Source organism: Mycobacterium canetti CIPT 140010059 (genome assembly GCF_000253375.1).
GTDB classification, from domain to species: Bacteria; Actinomycetota; Actinomycetes; order Mycobacteriales; family Mycobacteriaceae; genus Mycobacterium; species Mycobacterium tuberculosis.
In genome coordinates, this window is the sequence record NC_015848.1 from 1,517,017 (window position 1) to 1,542,936 (window position 25,920).

The window sequence follows — 25,920 nt, forward strand, 5'->3', positions numbered from 1 at the left end:
CGTCACCTCCTGCGCAGCAGCGTGTTTCGGCTCTCGTAGGGCACGGCTGGCATGTTGATGATGTGGGCGACTGCCCGTGCTGGGTCGATGCGGATGTAATTGGCTTGCCCCCATTGGTATTCTTCGCCGGTTATCTCGTCGCGCACCCAAAACCGGTCGTAGTCCTCCATGCCCAACGCCGCCATGTCCAACCACAGCGTAGCTTCTTCAGGACCAAATGCGTTGAGTGTCACCACCACCAACACGCAGTCGCCGGTGGCCGGGTCGAACTTGCTGTAGGCCAGCAACGCGTCGTTGTCAACGTGGTGAAAATGAATGGTACGCAACTGTTGAAACGCCGGGTGCAGCCGGCGAATTATATTGAGCCGTGTGATGAACGGCTGCAAAGATCTACCCTGGTCCAGCGCGCTGGCAAAGTCGCGGGGACGCAATTCGTACTTCTCCGAGTCCAGGTACTCCTCGCTGCCCTCGCGCACCGCACGGTGCTCGAAAAGCTCATAACCGCAGTACATCCCCCAGGCTGGGCTCATGGTGGCGGCCAGCACCGCGCGGATGGCGAACATGCCTGGACCGTTGTGCTGCAGCACCGCGTGCAGGATGTCCGGGGTGTTGACGAACAGGTTGGGCCGACGGTAGTCGGCGAGTTCGGCTATCTGGTTGCCGAATTCGGTGAGCTCCCACTTGGTCGTGCGCCAGGTGAAATAGCTGTAGGACTGCGTGAAGCCGAGCTTGGCCAGCCCGTACTGGCGGGCGGGCGGGGTGAAAGCCTCGGACAGGAACAGCACGTCGGGGTCGACGGTCTTCACCTGCGCGATCAGCCAGGCCCAGAAGTTGGGTGGTTTGGTGTGGGGATTGTCGACGCGAAAGAACTTGACGCCGTGGTTAACCCAATGTTGCACCACGCGCAGCACTTCGTCGTACAGGCCCTCGGGATCGTTGTCGAAGTTGAGCGGATAGATGTCCTGGTACTTCTTCGGTGGATTCTCCGCGTAGGCGATGGTGCCGTCCGGCAGCTCGGTGAACCACTGCCGGTGTTCGCGGGCCCACGGATGATCCGGTGCGCATTGCAGCGCCAGGTCCAGCGCGACCTCCATGCCCAGATCGCGTGCCGCGGAGACGAAGTCGTCGAAGTCGTCGATGGTGCCCAGGCTGGGATGAACGGTATCGTGACCGCCCTCATCGCTACCGATCGCCCACGGCGATCCCACGTCTGTCGGTGCGGCGGTGGGCGAGTTGTTGCGACCCTTGCGATGCACCTTGCCAATTGGATGGATCGGCGGCAGGTACACCACGTCGAACCCCATGCCGGCGATGCGCGGAAGTTCTGCCGCAGCGGTGGCGAAGGTGCCGTGTACCGGGTTGCCGTCGTCGTCCCACCCGCCGGTTGAGCGCGGAAACATCTCATACCAAGCGCCGAACCGGGCCAACGGCCGATCCACCCAGACGCCGAATTGCTCGCCCCGGGTGACCAGGTCCCGCAGCGGATAGTCGGCCAGCAGCTCTTCGATTTCCGGTGTCAGGGCCAACGCGGTGCGGGTCACCGGGTCACCGGGGGTCCGCAGCGCTGCCGCGGCCGCCAGGAGGGGATCGCGTAACCCGCGCGGCACACCGGTCGCCGCGCGCTCCAACAGCACCGCGCCTACCAACAGGTCGTTGGACAGCTCGGTCTCTCCCTGGCCGGCATCTAGCTTGGCTATCAGCCCATGGCGCCAGGTGTGGATCGGGTCACCCCAACCGTCCACCCGGAAGGTCCACAACCCTACCCGGTCCGGGGTGAACTGACCGTGGAAAACGAAGGGCTCCTGGCCGCTCGTCATCGGGATCAGCAGCGGCTTGACGCGTTGTTGGGGCTCGCTCGGCGTCGGAACCACCCTGGCCCGGGGTCTGTCGGTGAGGTGTGGGTAACGCATCCCGAGGTAGCGCACGACCAGCGTCGCCGCAACGGCCTCGTGGCCTTCGCGCCAGACCGCCGCGCGGACCGGGACCACCTCGCCGACCACCGCCTTGGCGGGATATACGCCGCACGAAACGACGGGCGCGACGTCATCGATTTCGACACGACCGGGCACCCACCACTCCGTTTCCGTTCCGATTGCCCGGCCGCTCACCGGGACATCTTGTATGTGTCGTTCCTTGTGTGTCCTTCTTGCGCCCGATACCCACCCTAGTATCCGATCACACCCGCGAAGGCACAGCGGTCGGCGGGCGCACCGCACGCGGTGGCATCCTCAGTAAGGTAAGGACGCGTGAAAGCCCTTCGCCGGTTTACCGTCCGAGCCCACCTACCCGAACGTCTTGCCGCCCTGGACCAGCTGTCTACCAATCTGCGGTGGTCCTGGGACAAACCGACACAGGATCTGTTCGCGGCGATCGACCCTGCACTGTGGGAGCAATGCGGTCATGATCCGGTGGCGCTGCTGGGCGCGGTGAACCCAGCGCGTCTCGACGAACTTGCGCTGGACGCAGAATTTTTGGGCGCCCTCGATGAGCTGGCGGCCGACTTGAACGACTACCTGAGCCGTCCGCTGTGGTATCAGGAGCAGCAGGACGCCGGGGTAGCCGCACACGCCCTGCCGACCGGGATCGCGTACTTCTCGCTGGAGTTCGGGGTAGCCGAGGTGTTGCCTAATTACTCGGGCGGTCTTGGGATTCTCGCCGGCGACCATCTGAAATCCGCGTCCGATCTGGGCGTGCCGCTGATCGCGGTGGGGTTGTACTACCGCTCCGGCTACTTCCGGCAATCGCTTACCGCGGACGGCTGGCAGCACGAGACCTACCCATCGCTGGACCCGCAAGGGCTGCCGTTGCGTCTGCTCACCGACGCCAACGGGGATCCAGTGCTGGTCGAGGTCGCCCTGGGAGACAACGCCGTGTTGCGCGCCCGGATCTGGGTAGCGCAGGTGGGTAGGGTTCCGTTGCTCTTGTTGGATTCTGATATCCCGGAGAACGAACACGACCTGCGCAACGTCACCGACCGCCTCTACGGTGGCGACCAGGAACATCGCATCAAACAAGAGATCCTGGCCGGCATCGGCGGGGTGCGGGCGATTCGTGCGTACACCGCCGTCGAAAAGCTCACCCCGCCTGAGGTCTTCCACATGAACGAGGGCCACGCCGGATTCCTCGGCATCGAACGCATCCGTGAACTGGTCACCGATGCGGGTTTGGATTTCGACACCGCATTGACGGTGGTGCGGTCCAGCACGGTGTTCACCACTCATACTCCCGTCCCCGCCGGGATCGACCGGTTCCCGCTCGAGATGGTGCAGCGCTACGTCAATGACCAGCGCGGCGATGGCCGGTCTCGGCTGTTGCCTGGGTTGCCGGCCGACCGCATCGTCGCGTTGGGCGCCGAGGACGATCCGGCCAAATTCAACATGGCACACATGGGCCTGCGGCTGGCGCAGCGGGCCAACGGCGTCTCGTTGCTGCATGGCCGGGTCAGTCGTGCCATGTTCAACGAGCTGTGGGCGGGATTCGACCCCGATGAGGTGCCGATCGGCTCCGTCACCAACGGTGTGCACGCGCCCACCTGGGCGGCGCCGCAGTGGTTGCAGCTGGGCCGCGAGCTGGCCGGGTCGGACTCTTTGCGCGAGCCCGTCGTTTGGCAGCGACTGCATCAGGTCGATCCTGCTCATCTGTGGTGGATCCGCTCACAACTGCGGTCGATGCTGGTGGAGGACGTCCGGGCGCGGTTGCGGCAATCATGGCTGGAACGTGGTGCAACGGATGCCGAACTGGGTTGGATCGCGACGGCATTCGATCCGAATGTGCTCACCGTCGGCTTCGCCCGGCGGGTCCCGACCTACAAGCGGCTGACGTTGATGTTGCGCGATCCCGATCGGCTCGAGCAACTGCTGCTCGACGAACAGCGGCCGATCCAGCTGATAGTGGCTGGGAAGTCGCACCCGGCCGACGACGGGGGCAAAGCGCTGATCCAGCAGGTGGTGCGGTTCGCCGACCGGCCGCAGGTCCGCCACCGCATCGCCTTCCTGCCGAACTACGACATGTCGATGGCCCGGCTGTTGTACTGGGGCTGCGACGTCTGGTTGAACAACCCGCTGCGGCCGCTGGAGGCGTGTGGTACCTCGGGCATGAAAAGCGCGCTTAACGGCGGGCTGAATTTGTCGATCCGTGACGGCTGGTGGGACGAGTGGTACGACGGCGAAAACGGTTGGGAGATACCGTCTGCCGACGGTGTGGCGGACGAGAACCGTCGCGACGACCTGGAGGCCGGCGCGCTCTACGACCTGCTGGCACAAGCCGTGGCACCGAAGTTCTACGAGCGCGATGAACGCGGGGTGCCGCAGCGGTGGGTAGAGATGGTCCGGCATACCCTACAAACGCTCGGGCCCAAGGTGCTGGCTTCTCGAATGGTGCGCGACTACGTCGAGCATTACTACGCGCCGGCGGCGCAGTCTTTTCGCCGGACCGCGGGCGCCCAGTTCGACGCGGCCCGCGAGCTGGCCGACTACCGCCGGCGCGCGGAAGAAGCGTGGCCCAAGATCGAGATTGCCGACGTCGACAGCACCGGTCTGCCGGATACTCCACTGCTCGGGTCCCAGCTGACCCTGACGGCAACCGTGCGGCTGGCCGGGCTGAGGCCAAACGACGTGACGGTGCAGGGGGTGCTGGGCAGGGTCGACTCCGGCGATGTGCTAATGGATCCGGTCACCGTCGAGATGGCGCATACCGGCACCGGCGACGGCGGCTACGAGATCTTCTCGACGACGACGCCGCTGCCGCTGGCGGGGCCAGTCGGATACACCGTGCGGGTGCTGCCTCGCCACCCGATGCTGGCCGCCAGCAACGAGCTCGGCCTGGTCACCCTGGCCTGACCCGCCGAGAAGACGCAAAAGCTCCTAAATCTGGCCGATTTAGTGGGCTTTTGCGTCTGCTCGCGCAAGGCGCCGCAGGGCCGCGCGCACTTGCGTGGCGTTGGTGGTCTGCCAAAAGGGCGGCAGCGAGGCTCGCAGGAATTCGCCATAGCGGGCGGTAGCCATCCGTGAATCGAGCACCGCAACCACGCCCCGATCGGTGACGCGCCGTAACAGCCGGCCGGATCCCTGTGCCAGCAGCAGCGCCGCGTGGCTGGCGGCGACCGTCATGAAGCCGTTGCCGCCACGGGCGGCCACCGCACGCTGGCGGGCACTCAGCAGGGGATCGTCCGGCCGGGGGAACGGGATGCGGTCGATCAACACCAACGACAGCGACGGTCCCGGCACGTCGACCCCCTGCCACAGCGACAGCGTGCCGAACAGGGAGGTCGCCGCATCGGCGGTGAACTTCTCCACCAGCGTGGACGTACTGTCGTCGCCCTGACACAACACCGGCGTGGACAGCCGTTCGCGCATGGCCTCGGTGGCTGCCCGGGCGGCCCGCATGGACGAGAACAGCCCCAGGGTGCGCCCACCTGCAGCGGTGATGAGTTCGGCGATCTCGGTCAGTTGTTCGGCCGAGCCGCTGCCGTCTCGGCCCGGCGGCGGGAGATGGGCGGCCACGTAGAGGATTCCCGACTTTGCGTGCTGGAAAGGCGAGCCCACGTCCAGGCCACGCCAGGGCGTGTCTGCAGTCAGGCCCCATGCCGTGGCCATCGCGTCAAACGACCCGCCGATTGTCAGCGTTGCCGAGGTCAATACGGTCGTTGCACGGGCGAACACCTGGGTGGCCAACAGCTCGGCCACCGATAGCGGAGCCACCCGCAGCACCGCGCGAGCCGATTCGTGGTTGTCCTCGTGCTCCAGCCAAACCACGTCGCTGCGGTCAGGGATAGCGGGGGCGAACGACGCCAGGATTCGTGACGCGGTATCGGATATTTCGGTCAGTACCGCGCCCGCTTCGGCGCGCACGGACGCCGTCGTGGTGTCGCTGCCGGTATCGATCGCTGAGCGCGCCGCACTGGCCGCATCGCGCAGCGCGCTCAGATAGGTCGCCATCTCGTCATCGAGGCAATCAATGCGGCCCGGTCTGGCGTCGTGAATCGCCGAACTGAAGGTAGCCGACGCCGCCTGAAGCCGCTGGGTCACTTTCGGGTCGACCAGCCGGGTGATCCGTCGTGCGGCCATACCGAGCGTGGCAGACGTCAGCTCAGCGGCGGCTACCGAGGTCACCCGGTCGGCCAATTCGTGAGCCTCGTCGACAACCAGCAGCCGATGTTCTGGCAGTACCGCCGATTCGGCGACGGCATCGATGGCCAGCAGCGCGTGGTTGGTGACGACGACATCGGCCAGGCCGGCCGCTCCACGAGCCCGTTCGGAGAAGCACTCCGAGCCAAACGGGCAGCGGGCCACGCCGAGGCATTCCCGCGCCGAAACGCTGACCTGCGACCAGGATCGGTCTCCCACACCGGGCTTAAGGTCGTCGCGATCACCAGACACGGTCGTCGAAGCCCAGGCGGTTAGCCGTTGCACATCGCGTCCCAGCGCGGTGACCGCCACCGGGTCGAAGAGCTCCTCCTGCGGCCGCTCGTCGTCATGGTCACTGGCTGTGACTGAGTTGTGGATCTTGTTCAGGCACAGGTAGTTCCGTCGACCTTTGAGCAGGGCGAACTTCGGTCGGCGGGGGAGCGCATTGGTGAGCGAATCTACCAGCTGGGGCAGGTCACGATCGACGAGTTGACGTTGCAAAGCGATCGTCGCCGTCGACACCACGACCGGCGCGTCGTCGCAAAGAGCGCGGATGATCGCGGGAACCAGATACGCCAGCGACTTGCCGGTTCCGGTGCCGGCCTGGACCACCAAGTGCTCACCGGTTTCAAACGCATGCGCTACCGCGGCGGCCATCTCTTGCTGGCCGCGACGCCGGGTGCCGCCAAGTGCCGCCACGGCGATGGCAAGCAGCTCAGGCACAGACATCGATACCGACTCGGACACGGGACGTGGTCACATCCTTGCGCTCAGGCCGGGATCGTGCGTGTCGGAATCGCCGGCTCGCCGGGTGCCAATTTCAGCCCGTCGGCTGGCAGGCTGCGCAACCCGGATGCCACCAGCTGCCGTGCCGCGGCCAGGCTGGTATCGGCTACCGGTTGCCCGGCGCGGACCAGTGGCAGCGTCAAAACCCGGTGCGGCTCGACAATGACCGGCGGACGGCCCGCCGGATGCACGAGCTCCTCGGTGATGGTGCCCGTCGCACGGGAGCGCCGCAGTGCCTCTTTGCGGCCGCCGGGGGATTCTTTGTAGCTGCTGCGCTTTTGCACCGGTACACCGTCTACCTCGACCAGTTTGTAGACCATGTTGGCGGTCGGCGCGCCCGACCCGGTGACCAGCGACGTGCCCACGCCGTAGCTGTCGACGGGTTCACCGCGCAACGCGGCGATGCTGAACTCGTCAAGGTCGCCGGACACCACGATGCGCGTCCGGGTGGCTCCTAGCCGGTCGAGCTGCTCCCGCGCTTGGCGGGCCAGTACCCCAAGCTCACCGGAATCGATGCGGATCGCGCCGAGCTCAGCGCCGGCGGCGGCAACGGCATTGGCCACACCGGTCGTGACGTCATAGGTATCCACCAGCAGCGTGGTACCGGGTCCCAGCGCTTCGACCTGGGCGCGGAATGCGGCTCGCTCGGCTAGTTCGGTGGGGCCGCCATGCTGGGCGTGCAACATGGTGAATGCGTGTGCCGCGGTGCCGTGCGCGGGCACTCCGTAGCGTCGCTGCGCCGCCAAGTTGGATGACGCGGCGAAACCGGCGATATACGCCGCCCGGGCCGCTGCCACCGCGGCGCGTTCGTGGGTGCGCCGCGAGCCCATCTCGATCAGTGGGCGCCCCCCGGCGGCGCTGACCATGCGCGCCGCTGCCGAGGCGATCGCTGTGTCGTGGTTGAAGATTGACAGCACCAGCGTTTCGAGCAGGACGCATTCGGCGAAGCTGCCGCGTACCGAGAGCACCGGTGACCCGGGAAAATACAGCTCCCCCTCGGCATAGCCGTCGATATCGCCGCGGAACCGGAATTCGCGAAGATACCGCACCGTGGCCGGGTCGAGGAATTGGGCCAGCAACTCGCACGCGTCAGCGTCGAACCTGAACTGCGGCAACGCTTCCAGCAACCGGCCGGTTCCGGCGACAACTCCGTAGCGACGGCCGGTGGGGAGTCGGCGAGCGAACACCTCGAATGTGGTGGGGCGATTGGCGCTGCCGTCGCGCAGGGCAGCCGCCAGCATGGTCAACTCGTACTTGTCGGTCAACAGCCCGGCTGGGTCTTGATTGTCGGGCTCTCCCTCTCGCCGCCTGGCGGCTGGGCGTGGCCCCACAGCGGTCCGACGCGGTCCGCAGCGTCGCCCGGTTGGGACCCAGTCGTTCACACCGCCACGGTATCGGCTCGCGGCCACGGTGCGCTGGGTATCCTGGGGCCATGGCTGTTGTGTCAGCGCCCGCCAAGCCAGGTACCACCTGGCAGCGCGAGTCTGCTCCGGTCGACGTGACGGACAGGGCATGGGTCACCATCGTGTGGGACGACCCGGTCAACTTGATGAGCTACGTGACCTACGTGTTTCAGAAGTTGTTCGGCTACAGCGAGCCGCATGCCACCAAGCTGATGTTGCAGGTGCACAACGAAGGTAAGGCGGTGGTGTCCGCGGGCAGCCGAGAGTCCATGGAAGTCGACGTGTCCAAGCTGCATGCCGCCGGTTTGTGGGCGACGATGCAGCAGGACCGGTGAGATTTGAGGATATTCGGGATCCATCGTGCGCAGGTGGAAGCGCGTCGAGACCCGCGATGGTCCCCGCTTTCGATCGTCGTTGGCTCCGCATGAGGCCGCTCTGCTCAAGAACCTGGCAGGCGCGATGATCGGGCTGCTCGACGATCGCGACTCTTCTTCGCCGTCAGACGAACTCGAGGAGATCACCGGCATCAAGACCGGGCATGCGCAGCGTCCGGGTGACCCGACCTTGCGTCGGCTGTTGCCGGATTTCTACCGTCCCGATGACCTGGATGACGATGATCCGACGGCCGTCGACGGCTCCGAGAGCTTCAACGCTGCCCTGCGCAGCCTGCACGAACCTGAGATTATCGACGCCAAACGTGTTGCCGCGCAGCAGTTATTAGACACGGTTCCGGACAATGGCGGCCGGTTGGAGCTGACGGAATCCGACGCCAATGCTTGGATCGCCGCCGTCAACGACCTTCGGCTGGCGCTCGGAGTGATGCTTGAGATCGGCCCGCGTGGGCCGGAGCGCCTGCCGGGGAACCACCCGTTGGCCGCGCACTTCAATGTCTACCAGTGGCTGACAGTCCTGCAGGAATACCTCGTGCTGGTGCTGATGGGGTCTCGATGATCTGCGCGGCGGCCCGATGAACTCCATCACCGACGTCGGGGGCATCCGGGTTGGCCACTACCAGAGACTGGACCCCGACGCGTCCCTCGGCGCCGGGTGGGCTTGTGGCGTCACGGTGGTGTTGCCGCCGCCCGGGACGGTCGGTGCGGTCGATTGCCGCGGTGGCGCCCCTGGAACCCGTGAGACTGATCTGCTGGACCCGGCCAACAGCGTGCGCTTCGTCGACGCCCTGTTGCTCGCCGGCGGCAGCGCCTACGGTCTGGCCGCCGCCGATGGCGTCATGCGCTGGCTAGAGGAACACCGGCGCGGCGTCGCGATGGGCAGCGGCGTGGTGCCCATCGTGCCGGGCGCGGTGATTTTCGACCTTCCGGTCGGCGGCTGGAATTGTCGGCCGACGGCCGATTTCGGCTATTCGGCCTGTGCGGCAGCCGGAGTCGACGTCGCGGTCGGGACGGTGGGCGTGGGGGTTGGGGCGCGCGCCGGAGCGCTCAAGGGCGGTGTCGGGACTGCATCGGCTACCCTGCAGTCCGGTGTGACCGTCGGTGTCCTTGCTGTGGTAAATGCCGCTGGCAACGTCGTCGATCCAGCCACCGGCTTGCCGTGGATGGCCGACCTAGTCGGCGAGTTCGCGTTGAGGGCCCCGCCGGCCGAGCAGATTGCTGCGCTGGCGCAGTTATCGTCCCCGCTGGGAGCCTTCAACACCCCGTTCAATACGACGATCGGTGTGATTGCGTGTGACGCCGCGCTGAGCCCTGCGGCTTGCCGGCGCATCGCGATTGCCGCCCACGACGGGTTGGCCCGCACCATCCGGCCGGCACACACCCCCTTGGATGGCGACACGGTTTTCGCGCTGGCCACCGGCGCGGTAGCGGTGCCGCCGGAGGCCGGCGTGCCGGCCGCATTGTCTCCGGAGACTCAGCTGGTCACCGCGGTCGGTGCGGCGGCGGCTGATTGCCTGGCTCGTGCGGTGCTGGCCGGCGTGCTCAATGCTCAGCCGGTAGCCGGAATACCGACCTACCGTGACATGTTTCCCGGAGCATTCGGGTCCTGAAACTTCGGTGTTGCTTAGGAAAGGAACCGTCTACGTGCTGGTGATTCGCGCAGACCTGGTGAATGCGATGGTGGCCCATGCGCGTCGCGACCACCCCGACGAAGCCTGCGGAGTGCTGGCCGGACCCGAGGGCTCTGACCGTCCCGAGCGGCATATCCCGATGACCAATGCCGAGCGCTCGCCGACCTTCTACCGGTTGGATTCCGGTGAGCAACTGAAGGTGTGGCGGGCTATGGAAGATGCCGACGAGGTCCCGGTCGTCATCTATCACTCGCACACTGCGACCGAAGCGTACCCGAGCCGTACGGACGTGAAGCTTGCCACCGAACCCGACGCGCACTACGTGCTGGTGTCCACCCGCGACCCGCACCGGCACGAGCTACGCAGCTACCGCATCGTCGATGGCGCTGTCACCGAGGAACCTGTCAATGTCGTCGAGCAGTACTGAACCGTTCCGAGAAAGGCCAGCATGAACGTCACCGTATCCATTCCGACCATCCTGCGGCCCCACACCGGCGGCCAGAAGAGTGTCTCGGCCAGCGGCGATACCTTGGGTGCCGTCATCAGCGACCTGGAGGCCAACTATTCGGGCATTTCCGAGCGCCTGATGGACCCGTCTTCCCCAGGTAAGTTGCACCGCTTCGTGAACATCTACGTCAACGACGAGGACGTGCGGTTCTCCGGCGGCTTGGCCACCGCGATCGCTGACGGTGACTCGGTCACCATCCTCCCCGCCGTGGCCGGTGGGTGAGCGGAGCACATGACACGATACGACTCGCTGTTGCAGGCCTTGGGCAACACGCCGCTGGTTGGCCTGCAGCGATTGTCGCCACGCTGGGATGACGGGCGAGACGGACCGCACGTGCGGCTGTGGGCCAAGCTCGAGGACCGCAATCCGACCGGGTCGATCAAGGACCGCCCGGCTGTGCGGATGATCGAGCAGGCCGAGGCCGACGGGTTGTTGCGGCCGGGCGCCACCATCCTGGAGCCCACCAGCGGAAACACCGGCATTTCGCTGGCGATGGCGGCCCGGTTGAAGGGGTACCGATTGATCTGCGTGATGCCGGAGAACACATCGGTTGAACGGCGGCAGCTGCTCGAGCTCTACGGCGCGCAGATTATCTTCTCGGCGGCCGAAGGCGGGTCCAACACTGCGGTGGCCACCGCCAAAGAGCTGGCCGCGACCAACCCGTCATGGGTGATGCTGTACCAGTACGGCAATCCCGCCAACACCGACTCGCACTACTGCGGCACCGGCCCCGAGCTGCTGGCCGACCTGCCCGAAATCACGCACTTCGTCGCCGGCCTAGGCACCACGGGCACGCTGATGGGCACTGGCCGTTTCCTGCGCGAGCACGTTGCCAACGTCAAGATCGTGGCGGCCGAACCCCGCTACGGTGAGGGGGTATACGCCCTGCGCAACATGGACGAAGGCTTTGTGCCCGAGCTGTATGACCCGGAAATACTGACCGCGCGATATTCTGTCGGCGCGGTGGACGCAGTGCGCCGCACCCGCGAGTTGGTGCACACCGAAGGCATCTTTGCGGGCATCTCAACCGGCGCGGTGCTACACGCCGCACTCGGAGTCGGGGCCGGCGCCCTGGCGGCCGGCGAGCGGGCCGACATTGCGTTGGTGGTCGCCGACGCCGGGTGGAAGTATCTGTCCACCGGCGCCTACGCCGGTAGCCTGGATGACGCCGAGACCGCTCTGGAAGGGCAACTATGGGCATGACCCCGCGCCGGAAGCGACGGGGAGGAGCGGTGCAGATAACACGGCCCACAGGCCGTCCGCGAACACCGACAACGCAGACGACGAAGCGCCCGCGCTGGGTGGTCGGCGGGACGACGATCCTCACCTTCGTCGCGCTGCTCTATCTCGTCGAACTGATCGACCAGCTGTCCGGGAGTCGGCTGGACGTCAACGGCATCAGGCCGCTGAAAACAGACGGCCTGTGGGGCGTCATCTTTGCGCCACTTTTGCACGCGAACTGGCACCACCTAATGGCCAATACCATCCCGCTGCTGGTGCTGGGGTTTCTTATGACGCTGGCCGGGCTGTCCCGGTTTGTCTGGGCCACCGCGATCATTTGGATTCTGGGCGGCTTGGGCACTTGGCTGATCGGCAATGTGGGCAGCAGCTGTGGCCCGACCGACCATATCGGCGCCTCTGGCCTGATCTTTGGCTGGCTGGCCTTCCTATTGGTGTTCGGGCTTTTTGTGCGCAAGGGATGGGATATCGTCATTGGGCTGGTGGTCTTGTTTGTCTATGGCGGCATCCTGCTCGGCGCGATGCCGGTGCTGGGCCAGTGTGGTGGCGTGTCATGGCAGGGTCATTTAAGTGGTGCGGTTGCTGGCGTCGTGGCGGCGTATCTGTTGTCCGCTCCGGAGCGTAAGGCCCGTGCACTGAAAAGGGCCGGCGCGCGTTCCGGGCATCCGAAGTTATGAATTCGCCGTTGGCGCCCGTCGGAGTCTTTGATTCCGGCGTCGGGGGACTGACGGTCGCGCGGGCCATCATCGACCAACTGCCCGACGAGGACATCGTCTACGTCGGCGACACCGGCAACGGCCCGTACGGTCCGCTGACCATCCCGGAGATCCGGGCGCACGCGCTGGCCATCGGCGACGATCTGGTCGGCCGAGGCGTCAAGGCGTTGGTGATCGCCTGCAACTCGGCGTCGTCGGCGTGCCTGCGGGATGCTCGCGAGCGCTACCAGGTGCCCGTCGTCGAAGTGATACTGCCGGCGGTGCGGCGTGCGGTGGCCGCCACCCGCAACGGCCGCATCGGGGTAATCGGCACGCGGGCGACCATCACTTCACACGCCTATCAGGACGCGTTCGCTGCGGCCCGCGACACCGAAATCACCGCGGTGGCTTGCCCTCGCTTCGTGGACTTCGTCGAGCGCGGCGTCACCAGCGGTCGTCAGGTGCTCGGTCTGGCGCAGGGCTACCTGGAACCGCTGCAGCGCGCCGAGGTCGACACGCTAGTGCTGGGCTGTACGCACTATCCACTGCTGTCCGGACTGATTCAACTGGCGATGGGCGAGAACGTCACGCTGGTCTCCAGCGCCGAGGAGACCGCTAAGGAAGTGGTCCGGGTGCTCACCGAGATCGACTTATTGCGTCCGCATGACGCGCCGCCGGCAACTCGGATATTTGAAGCTACGGGCGACCCCGAAGCGTTTACCAAATTGGCCTCACGATTCCTGGGTCCGGTGCTCGGTGGTGTGCAACCCGTTCACCCATCGCGCATTCATTAGGCCATGGAAGAGATTCTCGTCACCGAATGCGTCGATGTATTCCGCATCGTTGTATCGGGCATGGCACAGTAGTGTCCGTGCGAATAACCGTGCTCGGATGCTCCGGTAGCGTCGTGGGGCCGGATTCGCCTGCGTCGGGGTATTTGCTCCGAGCGCCGCACACACCGCCGTTGGTTATCGACTTCGGCGGGGGTGTGCTCGGCGCGCTGCAACGGCACGCGGATCCCGCGTCGGTGCATGTGCTGCTGTCGCATCTGCATGCGGACCATTGTCTGGACTTGCCGGGACTTTTTGTGTGGCGGCGTTACCACCCGTCGCGTCCCTCTGGCAAGGCATTGTTGTACGGCCCCAGCGACACCTGGTCGCGATTGGGGGCGGCGTCGTCCCCGTACGGTGGGGAGATTGACGACTGTTCGGATATCTTCGATGTTCACCACTGGGCCGACAGTGAGCCAGTGACGTTGGGCGCCCTTACGATAGTGCCGCGGCTGGTTGCCCACCCGACCGAGTCGTTTGGCCTGCGGATCACCGATCCGAGCGGTGCGTCACTGGCTTATAGCGGCGACACCGGCATTTGTGACCAGTTCGTCGAGCTGGCTCGCGGCGTCGACGTTTTCCTCTGCGAGGCCTCCTGGACACACTCGCCCAAACATCCACCCGATCTACACCTGTCGGGCACCGAAGCCGGTATGGTTGCCGCGCAAGCCGGCGTTCGTGAGCTGCTGCTGACGCATATCCCGCCGTGGACTTCGCGTGAGGACGTCATCAGCGAGGCCAAGGCCGAGTTCGACGGCCCGGTGCACGCGGTGGTATGCGACGAGACGTTCGAAGTCCGGCGAGCCGGCTAGGTCTAGGGTTGGCGTCGTGTCCGAGCGAGAAGACGGCCGGCTCGACCACGAGCTTCGCCCGGTGATCATCACCCGCGGTTTCACCGAAAACCCGGCGGGATCGGTGCTCATCGAATTCGGTCACACCAAGGTCCTGTGCACCGCCAGCGTCACCGAAGGGGTGCCCCGGTGGCGTAAAGCAACCGGTCTGGGGTGGCTCACCGCGGAGTACGCCATGCTGCCGTCGGCCACCCACAGCCGCTCTGATCGCGAGTCGGTGAGAGGCAGGCTTAGCGGGCGTACTCAGGAAATCAGTCGGCTCATCGGCCGGTCGCTGCGCGCATGCATCGACCTGGCGGCGCTGGGGGAGAACACGATCGCTATCGATTGTGATGTGTTGCAGGCCGATGGTGGCACTCGAACCGCGGCCATCACCGGCGCCTACGTGGCATTGGCCGACGCAGTGACCTACTTGTCGGCGGCGGGTAAGTTGTCCGACCCCAGGCCATTGTCGTGTGCCATCGCCGCGGTCAGCGTCGGTGTTGTCGACGGCAGGATCCGGGTGGATCTGCCCTACGAGGAAGATTCGCGCGCCGAGGTCGACATGAACGTCGTCGCTACCGACACCGGAACCCTGGTAGAGATTCAGGGCACCGGCGAAGGCGCGACGTTCGCACGTTCGACACTGGATAAGCTGCTGGACATGGCACTGGGCGCCTGCGACACGTTGTTTGCCGCACAACGCGACGCGTTGGCGCTGCCGTATCCGGGTGTGCTGCCGCAGGGACCGCCACCGCCGAAGGCGTTTGGCACCTGACCGCGCCGCGACGATGCAGAGCGGAGCGATGAGGAGGAGTGGCGCTTGTGACCAAGCTTCTGGTCGCCAGCCGCAACCGCAAAAAGCTGGCCGAACTGCGCCGGGTGTTGGACGGCGCCGGACTATCGGGTTTGACGCTGTTGTCGCTGGGCGATGTGTCGCCGCTGCCTGAAACACCAGAAACCGGTGTGACATTCGAGGACAACGCGCTGGCCAAGGCGCGCGACGCGTTCTCCGCGACCGGACTTGCCAGCGTTGCCGACGACTCCGGTTTGGAGGTGGCCGCACTGGGCGGCATGCCCGGCGTGCTGTCGGCCCGGTGGTCCGGCAGGTATGGCGACGATGCCGCGAACACCGCGCTGTTGCTGGCGCAGTTGTGCGATGTGCCCGATGAGCGGCGCGGAGCAGCGTTCGTGTCGGCCTGCGCGTTGGTCTCGGGGTCCGGCGAAGTTGTCGTGCGCGGTGAATGGCCCGGCACGATCGCCCGTGAGCCGCGCGGTGACGGCGGGTTCGGCTACGACCCGGTCTTCGTCCCGTACGGTGACGACCGCACAGCGGCCCAGCTGAGCCCGGCGGAAAAGGACGCGGTATCCCATCGCGGTCGCGCGTTGGCTTTGCTGCTGCCGGCGCTGCGCTCCCTGGCGACAGGCTAAAGCCCGAAGCGGGCCTTGATCTCTTTGGTCTGGAAGTGCTCGACGACGATGCCGAGCAGCGGAATTGTGCCGGCGAGCAGAACACCGGCTGTTTTGCCGAGCGGCCAGCGGACCTTGACCGCCAGGTTCAACGTCAGAAGCAGATACGTGAAGTACACCCAGCCGTGCACCATACCGATCCACGTCGGCGGATTGTCAACCTTGACGACGTAGCGGACCACGATCTCGTAGCACAGTGCGATGAGCCAGAGGCCCGTCGTCCACGCCATGATCCGGTAGCCGAGCAAAGCGGTGCGAATCCTCTCGACGGCGATGGCAGGCTCGGCGTGCTGCGCCGCGGGCGTTTCGGGTGCGGTCATGCGGTGGTCCTGTTCTGCTTCCTGGCATCGTCCTTGGCTAGCTCGGCTAGGTAGGCGTTGTATTCCCGTAGTACGGGATCGTCGGGTGGCTGCTGCGCCGGCTTCGGCCGCTCGGGCAGCAATCCGGCAGGTATCTCGGCGGCGGCGCTGCCGGTGGGCGGTTGCGGGGGCGTCTCTTCATACCGAACGAAGTTGCGGTACGCGTAGACGCAGAACCAAGCAAACAATGGCCACTGCAACGCGTAACCCAGATTTTGAAAGGTGCCCGAGGTCGATTGAAACCTGGTCCACTGCCACCAACCCAGGGCCAGGCAACCACAGGTCGCGATGATCACCAACGCGATCAGCGCGGGTCTGCGACGGCGGGTAGTGGACACCCCACGACGTTACCGCGCACTGCTCTATTGGGCGCCCGGGCACGATGTGGCGATATCCACTAAGTACAAGGCTAGCCTTGCCTAATACCCCAGGTGTAGCCTCCTTCGCCATGACCTCATCGCCGTCCACCGTCAGCACTACGCTGCTGAGCATCCTGCGCGACGACCTCAACATTGACCTGACTCGAGTCACGCCTGATGCCAGGTTGGTCGACGATGTGGGACTGGATTCGGTGGCCTTCGCGGTCGGTATGGTGGCCATCGAGGAGCGGCTCGGAGTCGCACTGTCCGAAGAGGAGCTCTTGACGTGCGACACGGTCGGAGAACTGGAGGCAGCGATCGCGGCCAAATACCGCGATGAGTGAGCTCGCGGCCGTGCTCACGCGGTCCATGCAGGCCTCTGCCGGCGACTTGATGGTCCTCGACCGCGAGACCTCGCTGTGGTGTCGGCACCCGTGGCCCGAGGTACACGGGCTGGCCGAGAGCGTAGCGGCCTGGCTGCTAGACCATGACCGACCCGCCGCGGTGGGTCTGGTCGGCGAACCGACGGTCGAGTTGGTCGCCGCGATCCAGGGTGCCTGGCTTGCCGGCGCTGCCGTGTCGATCCTGCCCGGGCCGGTACGTGGCGCCAATGACCAGCGATGGGCGGACGCGACGTTGACCCGTTTCCTCGGGATTGGGGTGCGCACCGTATTGAGCCAGGGTTCCTACCTTGCCCGCCTGCGATCGGTCGATACGGCCGGCGTAACGATCGGAGATCTCAGCACGGCGGCGCACACCAATCGTTCGGCCACACCGGTGGCGAGTGAAGGGCCCGCGGTCCTTCAAGGTACCGCGGGATCGACGGGCGCGCCCCGTACCGCCATCCTTTCGCCGGGCGCGGTGCTCAGCAACTTGCGTGGGCTCAATCAGCGCGTGGGCACCGATGCTGCGACCGACGTCGGTTGCTCATGGTTACCGCTGTACCACGACATGGGGCTCGCTTTCGTGCTCTCTGCTGCGCTGGCCGGTGCGCCGCTCTGGTTGGCCCCGACGACGGCGTTCACGGCGTCGCCGTTCCGTTGGTTGAGTTGGCTCTCGGACAGTGGTGCCACCATGACCGCGGCACCGAACTTCGCCTACAACCTCATCGGCAAATACGCCAGGCGGGTATCCGAGGTCGACCTGGGTGCCCTGCGAGTGACGCTCAACGGTGGAGAGCCGGTTGACTGCGATGGGCTGACGCGGTTCGCGGAGGCGATGGCACCGTTCGGATTCGATGCCGGCGCCGTGTTGCCCTCCTACGGGCTCGCCGAGTCGACGTGCGCGGTGACCGTGCCGGTCCCCGGAATTGGGTTGCTTGCCGACCGTGTCATCGACGGCAGCGGTGCGCATAAGCACGCGGTCCTGGGTAACCCCATCCCCGGTATGGAGGTACGGATCTCGTGCGGTGATCAGGCGGCAGGCAATGCGAGCCGTGAAATTGGCGAAATCGAGATTCGCGGTGCGTCGATGATGGCGGGTTACCTGGGTCAGCAGCCGATCGACCCTGACGATTGGTTTGCCACCGGCGACCTCGGCTATCTTGGCGCCGGCGGCCTGGTGGTGTGTGGTCGCGCGAAGGAAGTCATCTCCATCGCGGGACGCAACATCTTTCCGACGGAGGTCGAGCTGGTGGCAGCGCAAGTTCGCGGAGTGCGCGAAGGCGCCGTGGTCGCCTTGGGCACCGGTGATCGCTCGACCCGCCCCGGTCTGGTGGTCGCGGCCGAGTTCCGCGGCCCAGACGAGGCGAACGCCCGCGCCGAACTGATCCAACGCGTTGCGTCCGAGTGCGGTATCGTCCCGTCCGACGTCGTCTTCGTGTCGCCTGGATCACTGCCCCGGACGTCGTCTGGAAAACTGCGCCGCTTGGCAGTCCGGCGCTCCCTGGAGATGGCGGACTGATGACGGCCGGCTCCGACCTCGACGACTTCCGCGGTTTGCTCGCCAAAGCGTTCGACGAGCGGGTGGTGGCATGGACCGCAGAAGCGGAAGCGCAGGAACGTTTTCCGCGCCAGTTGATCGAACACCTGGGTGTCTGCGGCGTATTCGATGCGAAGTGGGCGACCGACGCCCGTCCCGACGTCGGTAAACTCGTCGAACTCGCTTTCGCGTTGGGCCAGCTGGCCTCTGCCGGCATCGGTGTGGGTGTCAGCTTGCATGACTCGGCGATCGCGATTTTGCGCCGGTTTGGTAAGTCGGACTACTTGCGGGATATCTGCGATCAGGCGATCCGTGGCGCCGCGGTGCTGTGCATCGGAGCCTCGGAGGAGTCCGGCGGATCCGACCTGCAGATCGTCGAAACCGAGATACGGTCCCGTGACGGTGGTTTCGAGGTCCGCGGCGTCAAGAAATTCGTGTCGCTGTCTCCGATCGCCGACCACATCATGGTGGTGGCCCGCAGCGTCGACCACGATCCGACCAGTAGGCACGGCAATGTCGCGGTCGTGGCCGTGCCGGCCGCACAAGTCAGCGTGCAGACCCCCTACCGCAAGGTCGGTGCGGGACCGCTGGATACCGCCGCGGTCTGCATCGACACCTGGGTACCGGCCGATGCACTGGTTGCGCGGGCCGGCACGGGGCTGGCAGCCATCAGTTGGGGACTGGCTCATGAGCGGATGTCGATCGCCGGGCAGATCGCAGCGTCGTGTCAACGGGCGATCGGAATCACCCTGGCCCGCATGATGAGTCGACGTCAGTTCGGTCAGACGCTGTTCGAACACCAGGCGCTGCGGCTGCGTATGGCGGACCTGCAGGCGCGTGTCGATCTGCTGCGGTACGCGCTGCACGGCATCGCTGAACAGGGGAGACTGGAACTGCGCACGGCGGCAGCGGTCAAAGTCACCGCCGCCCGGCTCGGTGAGGAAGTCATCTCCGAATGCATGCACATCTTCGGTGGGGCGGGTTATCTTGTCGACGAAACGACGCTTGGCAAATGGTGGCGGGACATGAAGCTCGCCCGGGTCGGCGGCGGCACCGACGAGGTGCTGTGGGAATTGGTGGCTGCCGGCATGACGCCCGATCACGACGGTTACGCAGCCGTGGTCGGAGCTTCCAAAGCGTAGAGCGCCATGCGCCGGTTTGTCGTGTCATGCTCACCGAGGAACTTGCATCCGGCCCACTCACACAACCGACGGGTCGCGGTGTTGCGGTGATCGGGGTCGAACATGATCCGCCGGCAACGCGGCTCGTTGGCAAAGACGCTGGCCACGATCCGCGGTAGCAGCAGCGGGCCGAAGCCCCGATTGACCTTCGACAAGTCCGCGATGGCCGCGTGCAGCCCCAAATCGTAGGGGTCTGCGTCGTAGTAGTGAGAAATCAAATCCTTTGCCGCCCAGTATAATTCGAGATAACCACCATCTGTTCCGTGCCAGCTGCCGATCAATGGCAACGAATAGGTTCCCTCAAGTTGCGCGTTCAGGTGTTGACGCCAACGTGACGCGGGCCAGTCGTACTCCCAGGCCGCCGCCAGATGAGGACGGTTCATCCACTCCGCCAACATCTCCGCGTCGGTCAGCTGTGCGACCCGCAACCCGTATGGCGGCTCCAACGATGGAACGGGCGGGCGGGCGAGGCGTCGTACCTGGTCAGGTAGGTCGAATCGCTCGCGGGCTAGCCGAACCAGCGCGTCGTCGGCCTGGCCAGCGGATGTGGGTTTGGTCATTGCGGGCCGAGCTTACCGGAGGGCTCGCTGCTTAGGTTAGGCATGCCATACATGCGTGAGCCGGGATCACGTCGCCCGCTGCCCGGCTGTCCGGGGGTCGAGGCGGTACGATCGCTACGCCCGCGGGCGTGATGAAATTGGCAAACATGCCGGTTTTAGGTGCCGGTGCTCGAAAGAGTTTGAGGGTTCGAGTCCCTCCGCCCGCACTCCATGGTCCCCGAGTTTGACCTTCGGTAAGGCAACCCTTAGTTTGGACGAGATCGTCCGACTGGGGCCGACTGGGTTGTATGCGCGGGCTGAGTATCAGCGCGGTCGCGGCGCAGCTCGGGGTATCGGCGGAGCGCGACGCCGTTGCACGCCGGTTGGCCGGTAACCCAGCGTTCGTGGTCGCCCGATCTGAGAAGTCGTGGCGGATTAGGCCGCCGCGAGAGAGGACCGCTGATGGCACGCGGGTTGCAAGGTGTGATGTTGCGCAGCTTCGGCGCACGCGACCACACCGCAACGGTGATCGAAACCATTTCGATTGCACCGCATTTCGTGCGGGTCCGGATGGTTTCGCCGACGCTCTTCCAGGATGCGGAGGCTGAGCCCGCCGCATGGCTGCGGTTCTGGTTCCCCGACCCGAACGGGTCCAACACCGAGTTCCAGCGCGCCTATACGATCTCCGAAGCTGACCCCGCCGCGGGCCGCTTCGCGGTCGACGTTGTATTGCATGACCCGGCGGGTCCGGCCTCGTCGTGGGCGCGCACCGTCAAACCTGGCGCAACCATAGCGGTCATGTCGCTGATGGGCTCATCGCGGTTCGACGTGCCCGAGGAGCAGCCCGCCGGGTATCTGCTAATCGGCGACTCGGCGTCGATTCCGGGGATGAACGGGATCATCGAAACGGTCCCGAACGACGTCCCGATCGAGATGTACCTTGAACAACACGACGACAACGACACGTTGATCCCGCTCGCAAAGCATCCCCGGCTGCGGGTGCGCTGGGTTATGCGCCGCGACGAGAAATCGCTGGCCGAGGCGATCGAGAACCGCGACTGGTCGGACTGGTATGCGTGGGCGACGCCAGAGGCTGCCGCGCTGAAATGCGTCCGGGTGCGGCTGCGCGACGAGTTCGGGTTCCCTAAGTCCGAGATCCACGCTCAGGCTTACTGGAACGCCGGGCGTGCCATGGGCACCCACCGAGCAACCGAACCGGCGGCCACCGAACCTGAGGTGGGCGCAGCCCCGCAGCCAGAATCGGCGGTGCCTGCCCCGGCGCGTGGCAGCTGGCGCGCTCAGGCTGCCAGCCGGCTGCTGGCGCCGCTAAAGCTGCCGCTGGTGCTCTCGGGTGTGCTTGCGGCTCTGGTCACGCTGGCGCAGTTGGCGCCGTTCGTGCTGTTGGTCGAGCTGTCAAGGCTGCTGGTCTCCGGCGCCGGCGCGCACCGGTTGTTCACGGTCGGGTTCGCCGCGGTGGGGTTGCTGGGGACCGGGGCCTTGCTGGCAGCCGCCCTCACGCTGTGGCTGCACGTGATCGATGCCCGCTTCGCCAGGGCGTTGCGCTTGCGGCTGCTGAGCAAGCTGTCCCGGTTGCCGCTGGGCTGGTTCACCAGCCGCGGGTCCGGATCGATCAAAAAATTGGTCACCGACGACACGCTGGCGTTGCACTACTTGGTCACCCATGCCGTTCCGGACGCGGTCGCCGCGGTTGTCGCCCCGGTGGGGGTGCTGGTCTATCTGTTCGTCGTGGACTGGCGAGTGGCGCTGGTCTTGTTCGGGCCGGTTCTGGTCTACCTGACCATCACGTCATCGCTCACGATCCAATCCGGGCCCCGCATTGTTCAAGCGCAGCGGTGGGCAGAGAAGATGAACGGCGAAGCGGGTAGTTACCTCGAGGGTCAGCCGGTGATTCGCGTCTTCGGCGCCGCGTCATCGAGCTTCCGCCGCCGGTTGGACGAGTACATCGGATTCCTGGTCGCCTGGCAGCGGCCGCTGGCCGGCAAGAAAACCCTGATGGATCTGGCCACTCGCCCAGCAACGTTCCTGTGGCTCATCGCCGCTACCGGCACCTTGTTGGTAGCCACGCATCGAATGGATCCGGTGAATTTGTTGCCGTTCATGTTCTTGGGTACCACGTTCGGTGCCCGCCTGCTCGGGATCGCCTACGGGCTCGGCGGCCTACGCACGGGACTTCTGGCGGCCCGGCACCTGCAAGTCACACTCGACGAAACCGAACTCGCCGTGCGGGAACATCCGCGCGAACCGCTCGACGGCGAGGCGCCAGCAACTGTGGTGTTCGACCACGTCACCTTCGGGTACCGCCCTGGAGTGCCGGTGATCCAGGATGTATCGCTTACGCTGCGGCCGGGCACGGTCACCGCGCTCGTCGGCCCGTCCGGCTCCGGCAAGTCGACACTGGCCACCCTGCTGGCTCGATTCCACGATGTCGAGCGAGGTGCGATACGCGTTGGTGGACAGGATATTCGATCACTGGCCGCGGACGAGCTGTACACGCGAGTCGGCTTTGTGCTACAGGAAGCCCAGCTTGTGCATGGCACCGCCGCCGAAAACATCGCGCTGGCGGTACCGGATGCCCCCGCCGAACAGGTCCAGGTCGCGGCCCGCGAAGCGCAAATCCACGACCGGGTGCTTCGGCTGCCGGACGGCTACGATACCGTGCTCGGAGCCAACAGTGGTCTTTCGGGCGGGGAGCGACAGCGGCTCACCATTGCCCGTGCCATCCTCGGCAACACTCCGGTCCTCATCCTCGACGAGGCCACCGCGTTTGCCGATCCGGAATCGGAATACCTTGTGCAACAGGCGCTTAACCGGCTGACCCGGGACCGCACCGTGCTGGTAATCGCCCATCGACTGCATACCATCACCCGGGCCGACCAGATCGTCGTGCTCGATCATGGTCGGATCGTCGAACGCGGCACCCACGAGGAGTTGCTTGCCGCGGGCGGACGCTACTGCCGGCTGTGGGACACCGGCCAGGGCAGCCGGGTGGCGGTCGCCGCAGCGCAGGACGGCACCCGATGATCCGCACCTGGATAGCCCTTGTTCCGAACGACCACCGCGCCAGGCTAATCGGCTTTGCGCTGCTCGCGTTTTGTTCCGTTGTCGCGCGAGCGGTGGGCACCGTGTTGCTGGTGCCGCTGATGGCGGCGTTGTTCGGGGAGGCGCCGCAGCGCGCGTGGCTGTGGCTGGGCTGGCTGTCCGCCGCGACCGTGGCCGGGTGGGTGCTAGACGCCGTGACCGCACGCATCGGTATCGAGCTGGGTTTCGCCGTCCTTAACCACACCCAACATGATGTGGCGGACCGGCTTCCGGTTGTCCGGTTGGATTGGTTTACCGCCGAAAACACCGCGACGGCACGGCAGGCGATCGCGGCCACCGGGCCGGAACTTGTTGGCCTGGTGGTTAATCTGGTGACACCGTTGACCAGCGCGATCCTGCTGCCGGCAGTGATCGCGCTGGCCCTGTTGCCGATCTCCTGGCAGCTCGGCGTGGCTGCACTGGCCGGCGTGCCGTTGCTGCTGGGGGCGCTGTGGGCCTCCGCAGCCTTTGCGCGGCGTGCCGATACCGCAGCAGACAAAGCCAATACCGCGCTCACCGAACGGATTATCGAGTTCGCTCGGACTCAACAGGCATTGCGGGCCGCCCGGCGCGTCGAGCCGGCTCGAAGTCTGGTCGGCAACGCTCTGGCCAGCCAGCACACCGCGACGATGCGGTTGCTGGGCATGCAGATACCGGGCCAGCTGTTGTTCAGCATCGCCAGCCAACTGGCTTTGATCGTGCTCGCCGGCACCACCGCGGCGCTGACCATCACGGGAACGCTCACGGTTCCCGAGGCCATCGCCCTGATCGTGGTGATGGTCCGTTACCTCGAGCCGTTCACCGCTGTCAGCGAGTTGGCGCCGGCCCTCGAGAGCACCCGCGCGACCCTGGGGCGCATCGGATCGGTGCTTACCGCACCGGTCATGGTGGCCGGGTCCGGCACGTGGCGTGACGGCGCCGTGGTCCCGCGTATCGAGTTCGACGACGTCGCCTTCGGCTACGACGGCGGCAGCGGGCCGGTCCTCGACGGGGTCAGCTTCTGCTTGCAGCCGGGAACCACGACGGCGATCGTCGGACCGTCTGGCTGCGGAAAGAGCACGATCCTGGCGCTGATCGCGGGCCTGCACCAGCCCACTCGCGGTCGTGTCCTCATCGACGGCACCGATGTCGCGACGCTGGATGCCCGGGCGCAGCAGGCGGTCTGCAGTGTCGTGTTCCAACATCCTTACCTGTTCCACGGGACGATCCGCGACAACGTGTTCGCTGCAGACCCGGGCGCTAGTGACGATCAGTTTGCGCAAGCCGTCCGGCTGGCGCGGGTGGACGAGCTCATCGCCAGGCTGCCAGACGGCGCAAACACAATCGTTGGCGAAGCCGGCTCGGCGCTGTCCGGCGGCGAGCGGCAACGCGTAAGCATCGCACGGGCTCTGCTGAAAGCCGCTCCGGTGCTACTGGTCGACGAGGCGACCAGCGCACTGGACGCCGAGAATGAGGCCGCGGTGGTCGACGCGCTTGCGGCCGATCCGCGATCACGCACCCGGGTGATCGTCGCCCATCGGTTGGCAAGCATCCGTCATGCCGACCGCGTCCTATTTGTTGACGATGGCCGAGTGGTCGAGGACGGTTCGATCTCCGAGTTGCTCACCGCGGGTGGGCGTTTCAGTCAGTTCTGGCGCCAACAGCACGAGGCCGCCGAGTGGCAGATCCTCGCCGAGTAACGCGAGAAACCACCGCGCCACGCAGATAGCCACTTCCTCCGTGAATCTGCATCGCGAGGTCGGCCACCTTGCCTGCTAGTTCGGTGTAGAAGAGCTTCGCCGCCGACGGTGCAAAATATGATATTCGCATGGCGTCATTGCTGAACGCTCGGACTGCCGTAATTACCGGCGGTGCACAAGGGCTGGGGTTAGCTATCGGCCAGCGATTCGTTGCCGAGGGTGCACGGGTTGTGCTTGGTGATGTGAATCTCGAAGCGACCGAGGTCGCAGCCAAGCGGCTGGGCGGCGATGACGTTGCTCTGGCGGTGCGGTGCGATGTGACTCAAGCCGACGACGTCGACATCCTCATCCGGACCGCTGTCGAGCGTTTCGGCGGTCTGGATGTCATGGTCAACAACGCCGGGATCACCCGCGACGCAACGATGCGCACGATGACCGAAGAGCAGTTCGATCAGGTCATCGCGGTGCATCTGAAGGGAACATGGAACGGTACCCGGCTGGCGGCGGCAATCATGCGGGAACGCAAGCGGGGCGCCATTGTGAACATGTCTTCGGTGTCAGGCAAGGTCGGTATGGTCGGCCAAACCAACTACTCAGCGGCCAAGGCCGGCATCGTAGGAATGACCAAGGCGGCCGCCAAAGAACTTGCACACCTCGGCATTCGGGTAAACGCAATAGCTCCGGGGTTGATCCGTTCAGCGATGACAGAAGCTATGCCGCAACGCATTTGGGACCAGAAGCTTGCCGAAGTTCCGATGGGTCGCGCCGGCGAGCCCAGCGAAGTCGCTAGCGTGGCCGTGTTCTTGGCTTCGGATCTATCCTCGTACATGACCGGCACCGTGTTGGACGTGACTGGCGGCCGGTTCATATGACAC

At 65.7% G+C, this 25,920-nt stretch carries 24 protein-coding genes, 1 tRNA gene and 1 pseudogene; 19 read left to right on the forward strand and 7 right to left on the reverse strand.

Annotated features, from left to right (window positions below):
- Positions 1-2 precede the first annotated feature (2 nt).
- A complete protein-coding gene (gene glgE, locus MCAN_RS07080) occupies positions 3-2,069 on the reverse strand; it encodes an alpha-1,4-glucan:maltose-1-phosphate maltosyltransferase (RefSeq protein WP_041180239.1) in 2,067 nt (688 codons plus the stop codon).
- 177 nt (positions 2,070-2,246) lie between these two features.
- On the opposite strand from glgE, the gene MCAN_RS07085 reads away from it, so the two are divergent.
- Positions 2,247-4,838 carry a glycosyltransferase family 1 protein gene (locus MCAN_RS07085; protein WP_014000712.1) on the forward strand — a complete coding sequence of 864 codons (2,592 nt, stop codon included), beginning with the start codon at positions 2,247-2,249 and terminating at the stop codon, positions 4,836-4,838.
- A 39-nt stretch (positions 4,839-4,877) separates the two neighbouring features.
- On the opposite strand, the gene dinG is transcribed toward MCAN_RS07085, so the two are convergent.
- Together dinG and MCAN_RS07095 are read right to left on the reverse strand one after the other, a co-directional pair.
- Positions 4,878-6,872 carry an ATP-dependent helicase DinG gene (gene dinG, locus MCAN_RS07090; RefSeq protein WP_003898827.1) on the reverse strand — a complete coding sequence of 665 codons (1,995 nt, stop codon included), beginning with the start codon at positions 6,870-6,872 and terminating at the stop codon, positions 4,878-4,880.
- 23 nt (positions 6,873-6,895) lie between these two features.
- Positions 6,896-8,242: a nicotinate phosphoribosyltransferase gene (locus MCAN_RS07095; protein WP_014000713.1), complete on the reverse strand. Its 1,347-nt coding sequence runs from the start codon at positions 8,240-8,242 to the stop codon at positions 6,896-6,898.
- Positions 8,243-8,343: 101 nt separating this feature from the next.
- On the opposite strand from MCAN_RS07095, the gene clpS reads away from it, so the two are divergent.
- From clpS to rdgB, 11 genes are all read left to right on the forward strand, one after another.
- Positions 8,344-8,649: an ATP-dependent Clp protease adapter ClpS gene (gene clpS, locus MCAN_RS07100; protein ID WP_003406906.1), complete on the forward strand. Its 306-nt coding sequence runs from the start codon at positions 8,344-8,346 to the stop codon at positions 8,647-8,649.
- A 25-nt stretch (positions 8,650-8,674) separates the two neighbouring features.
- Entirely contained in the window at positions 8,675-9,265 is a 591-nt protein-coding gene (gene aosR / locus MCAN_RS07105; protein WP_003406907.1) for an oxidative stress transcriptional regulator AosR, read from the forward strand.
- A 16-nt stretch (positions 9,266-9,281) separates the two neighbouring features.
- Positions 9,282-10,316, forward strand: coding sequence for a P1 family peptidase (locus MCAN_RS07110; protein ID WP_014000714.1), 1,035 nt, complete (start codon positions 9,282-9,284; stop codon positions 10,314-10,316).
- A 7-nt stretch (positions 10,317-10,323) separates the two neighbouring features.
- Positions 10,324-10,764: a CysO-cysteine peptidase gene (gene mec, locus MCAN_RS07115; RefSeq protein ID WP_003898830.1), complete on the forward strand. Its 441-nt coding sequence runs from the start codon at positions 10,324-10,326 to the stop codon at positions 10,762-10,764.
- A gap of 21 nt (positions 10,765-10,785) precedes the next feature.
- Positions 10,786-11,067, forward strand: a complete 282-nt coding sequence (gene cysO, locus MCAN_RS07120; protein ID WP_003406910.1) for a sulfur carrier protein CysO — start codon at positions 10,786-10,788, stop codon at positions 11,065-11,067.
- Positions 11,068-11,076: 9 nt separating this feature from the next.
- Positions 11,077-12,048, forward strand: coding sequence for an O-phosphoserine sulfhydrylase (gene cysM / locus MCAN_RS07125; RefSeq protein WP_003406912.1), 972 nt, complete (start codon positions 11,077-11,079; stop codon positions 12,046-12,048).
- Positions 12,039-12,761 (forward strand): rhomboid family intramembrane serine protease, encoded by a 723-nt coding sequence (locus tag MCAN_RS07130; protein ID WP_003898831.1) that lies wholly within the window; start codon positions 12,039-12,041, stop codon positions 12,759-12,761. The genes cysM and MCAN_RS07130 overlap by 10 nt, the downstream gene beginning before the upstream one ends.
- Entirely contained in the window at positions 12,758-13,573 is an 816-nt protein-coding gene (murI, locus tag MCAN_RS07135; RefSeq protein WP_014000715.1) for a glutamate racemase, read from the forward strand. The genes MCAN_RS07130 and murI overlap by 4 nt, the downstream gene beginning before the upstream one ends.
- A gap of 71 nt (positions 13,574-13,644) precedes the next feature.
- Positions 13,645-14,421, forward strand: coding sequence for a cyclic nucleotide-degrading phosphodiesterase (locus tag MCAN_RS07140; protein WP_041180056.1), 777 nt, complete (start codon positions 13,645-13,647; stop codon positions 14,419-14,421).
- 16 nt (positions 14,422-14,437) lie between these two features.
- Entirely contained in the window at positions 14,438-15,217 is a 780-nt protein-coding gene (gene rph / locus MCAN_RS07145) for a ribonuclease PH (RefSeq protein WP_014000717.1), read from the forward strand.
- 38 nt (positions 15,218-15,255) lie between these two features.
- Positions 15,256-15,870, forward strand: a complete 615-nt coding sequence (gene rdgB / locus MCAN_RS07150) for an RdgB/HAM1 family non-canonical purine NTP pyrophosphatase (RefSeq protein WP_003406931.1) — start codon at positions 15,256-15,258, stop codon at positions 15,868-15,870.
- Here the strand turns inward: rdgB and MCAN_RS07155 are convergent.
- Together MCAN_RS07155 and MCAN_RS07160 are read right to left on the reverse strand one after the other, a co-directional pair.
- Complete coding sequence (locus tag MCAN_RS07155) at positions 15,867-16,229, reverse strand: DUF3817 domain-containing protein (protein WP_014000718.1); 363 nt, start codon at positions 16,227-16,229, stop codon at positions 15,867-15,869. The two genes, rdgB and MCAN_RS07155, sit on opposite strands and share 4 nt — an antisense overlap.
- On the reverse strand, positions 16,226-16,606 hold the full coding sequence (locus MCAN_RS07160) for a hypothetical protein (RefSeq protein WP_014000719.1): 381 nt from the start codon (positions 16,604-16,606) through the stop codon (positions 16,226-16,228). The genes MCAN_RS07155 and MCAN_RS07160 overlap by 4 nt, the downstream gene beginning before the upstream one ends.
- Positions 16,607-16,716: 110 nt before the next feature.
- Between MCAN_RS07160 and MCAN_RS07165 the strand changes: the two genes are divergently transcribed.
- From MCAN_RS07165 to mbtN, 3 genes are read left to right on the forward strand one after another with little or no spacing between them, the layout of a single operon-like run.
- Positions 16,717-16,971: an acyl carrier protein gene (locus tag MCAN_RS07165; RefSeq protein WP_003911484.1), complete on the forward strand. Its 255-nt coding sequence runs from the start codon at positions 16,717-16,719 to the stop codon at positions 16,969-16,971.
- Complete coding sequence (gene mbtM, locus MCAN_RS07170; RefSeq protein ID WP_003406950.1) at positions 16,964-18,529, forward strand: long-chain-fatty acid--ACP ligase MbtM; 1,566 nt, start codon at positions 16,964-16,966, stop codon at positions 18,527-18,529. The genes MCAN_RS07165 and mbtM overlap by 8 nt, the downstream gene beginning before the upstream one ends.
- Complete coding sequence (mbtN, locus tag MCAN_RS07175; RefSeq protein ID WP_003406953.1) at positions 18,529-19,689, forward strand: acyl-ACP dehydrogenase MbtN; 1,161 nt, start codon at positions 18,529-18,531, stop codon at positions 19,687-19,689. The genes mbtM and mbtN overlap by 1 nt, the downstream gene beginning before the upstream one ends.
- Here the strand turns inward: mbtN and mbtK are convergent.
- A complete protein-coding gene (gene mbtK, locus MCAN_RS07180; RefSeq protein ID WP_003406956.1) occupies positions 19,656-20,288 on the reverse strand; it encodes a lysine N-acyltransferase MbtK in 633 nt (210 codons plus the stop codon). The two genes, mbtN and mbtK, sit on opposite strands and share 34 nt — an antisense overlap.
- A 122-nt stretch (positions 20,289-20,410) precedes the next feature.
- On the opposite strand from mbtK, the gene MCAN_RS07185 reads away from it, so the two are divergent.
- From MCAN_RS07185 to irtB, 3 genes are all read left to right on the forward strand, one after another.
- Positions 20,411-20,494, forward strand: a tRNA-Leu gene (locus MCAN_RS07185).
- A gap of 235 nt (positions 20,495-20,729) precedes the next feature.
- On the forward strand, positions 20,730-23,309 hold the full coding sequence (gene irtA / locus MCAN_RS07190; RefSeq protein ID WP_014000720.1) for an iron ABC transporter ATP-binding protein/permease IrtA: 2,580 nt from the start codon (positions 20,730-20,732) through the stop codon (positions 23,307-23,309).
- Positions 23,306-25,045 carry an iron ABC transporter ATP-binding protein/permease IrtB gene (gene irtB, locus MCAN_RS07195; RefSeq protein WP_003900322.1) on the forward strand — a complete coding sequence of 580 codons (1,740 nt, stop codon included), beginning with the start codon at positions 23,306-23,308 and terminating at the stop codon, positions 25,043-25,045. Before irtA ends, irtB begins: the two co-directional genes overlap by 4 nt.
- Here irtB and MCAN_RS21250 read toward each other — a convergent pair.
- Positions 25,038-25,208 (reverse strand): annotated as a pseudogene (locus MCAN_RS21250) (acyl-CoA dehydrogenase family protein); the annotation flags it as partial. The gene irtB and the pseudogene MCAN_RS21250 overlap by 8 nt on opposite strands.
- Here MCAN_RS21250 and fabG point away from each other — a divergent pair.
- Entirely contained in the window at positions 25,174-25,917 is a 744-nt protein-coding gene (gene fabG, locus MCAN_RS07200) for a 3-oxoacyl-ACP reductase FabG (protein ID WP_003406963.1), read from the forward strand. The pseudogene MCAN_RS21250 and the gene fabG overlap by 35 nt on opposite strands.
- The last annotated feature ends 3 nt before the right edge of the window (positions 25,918-25,920 follow it).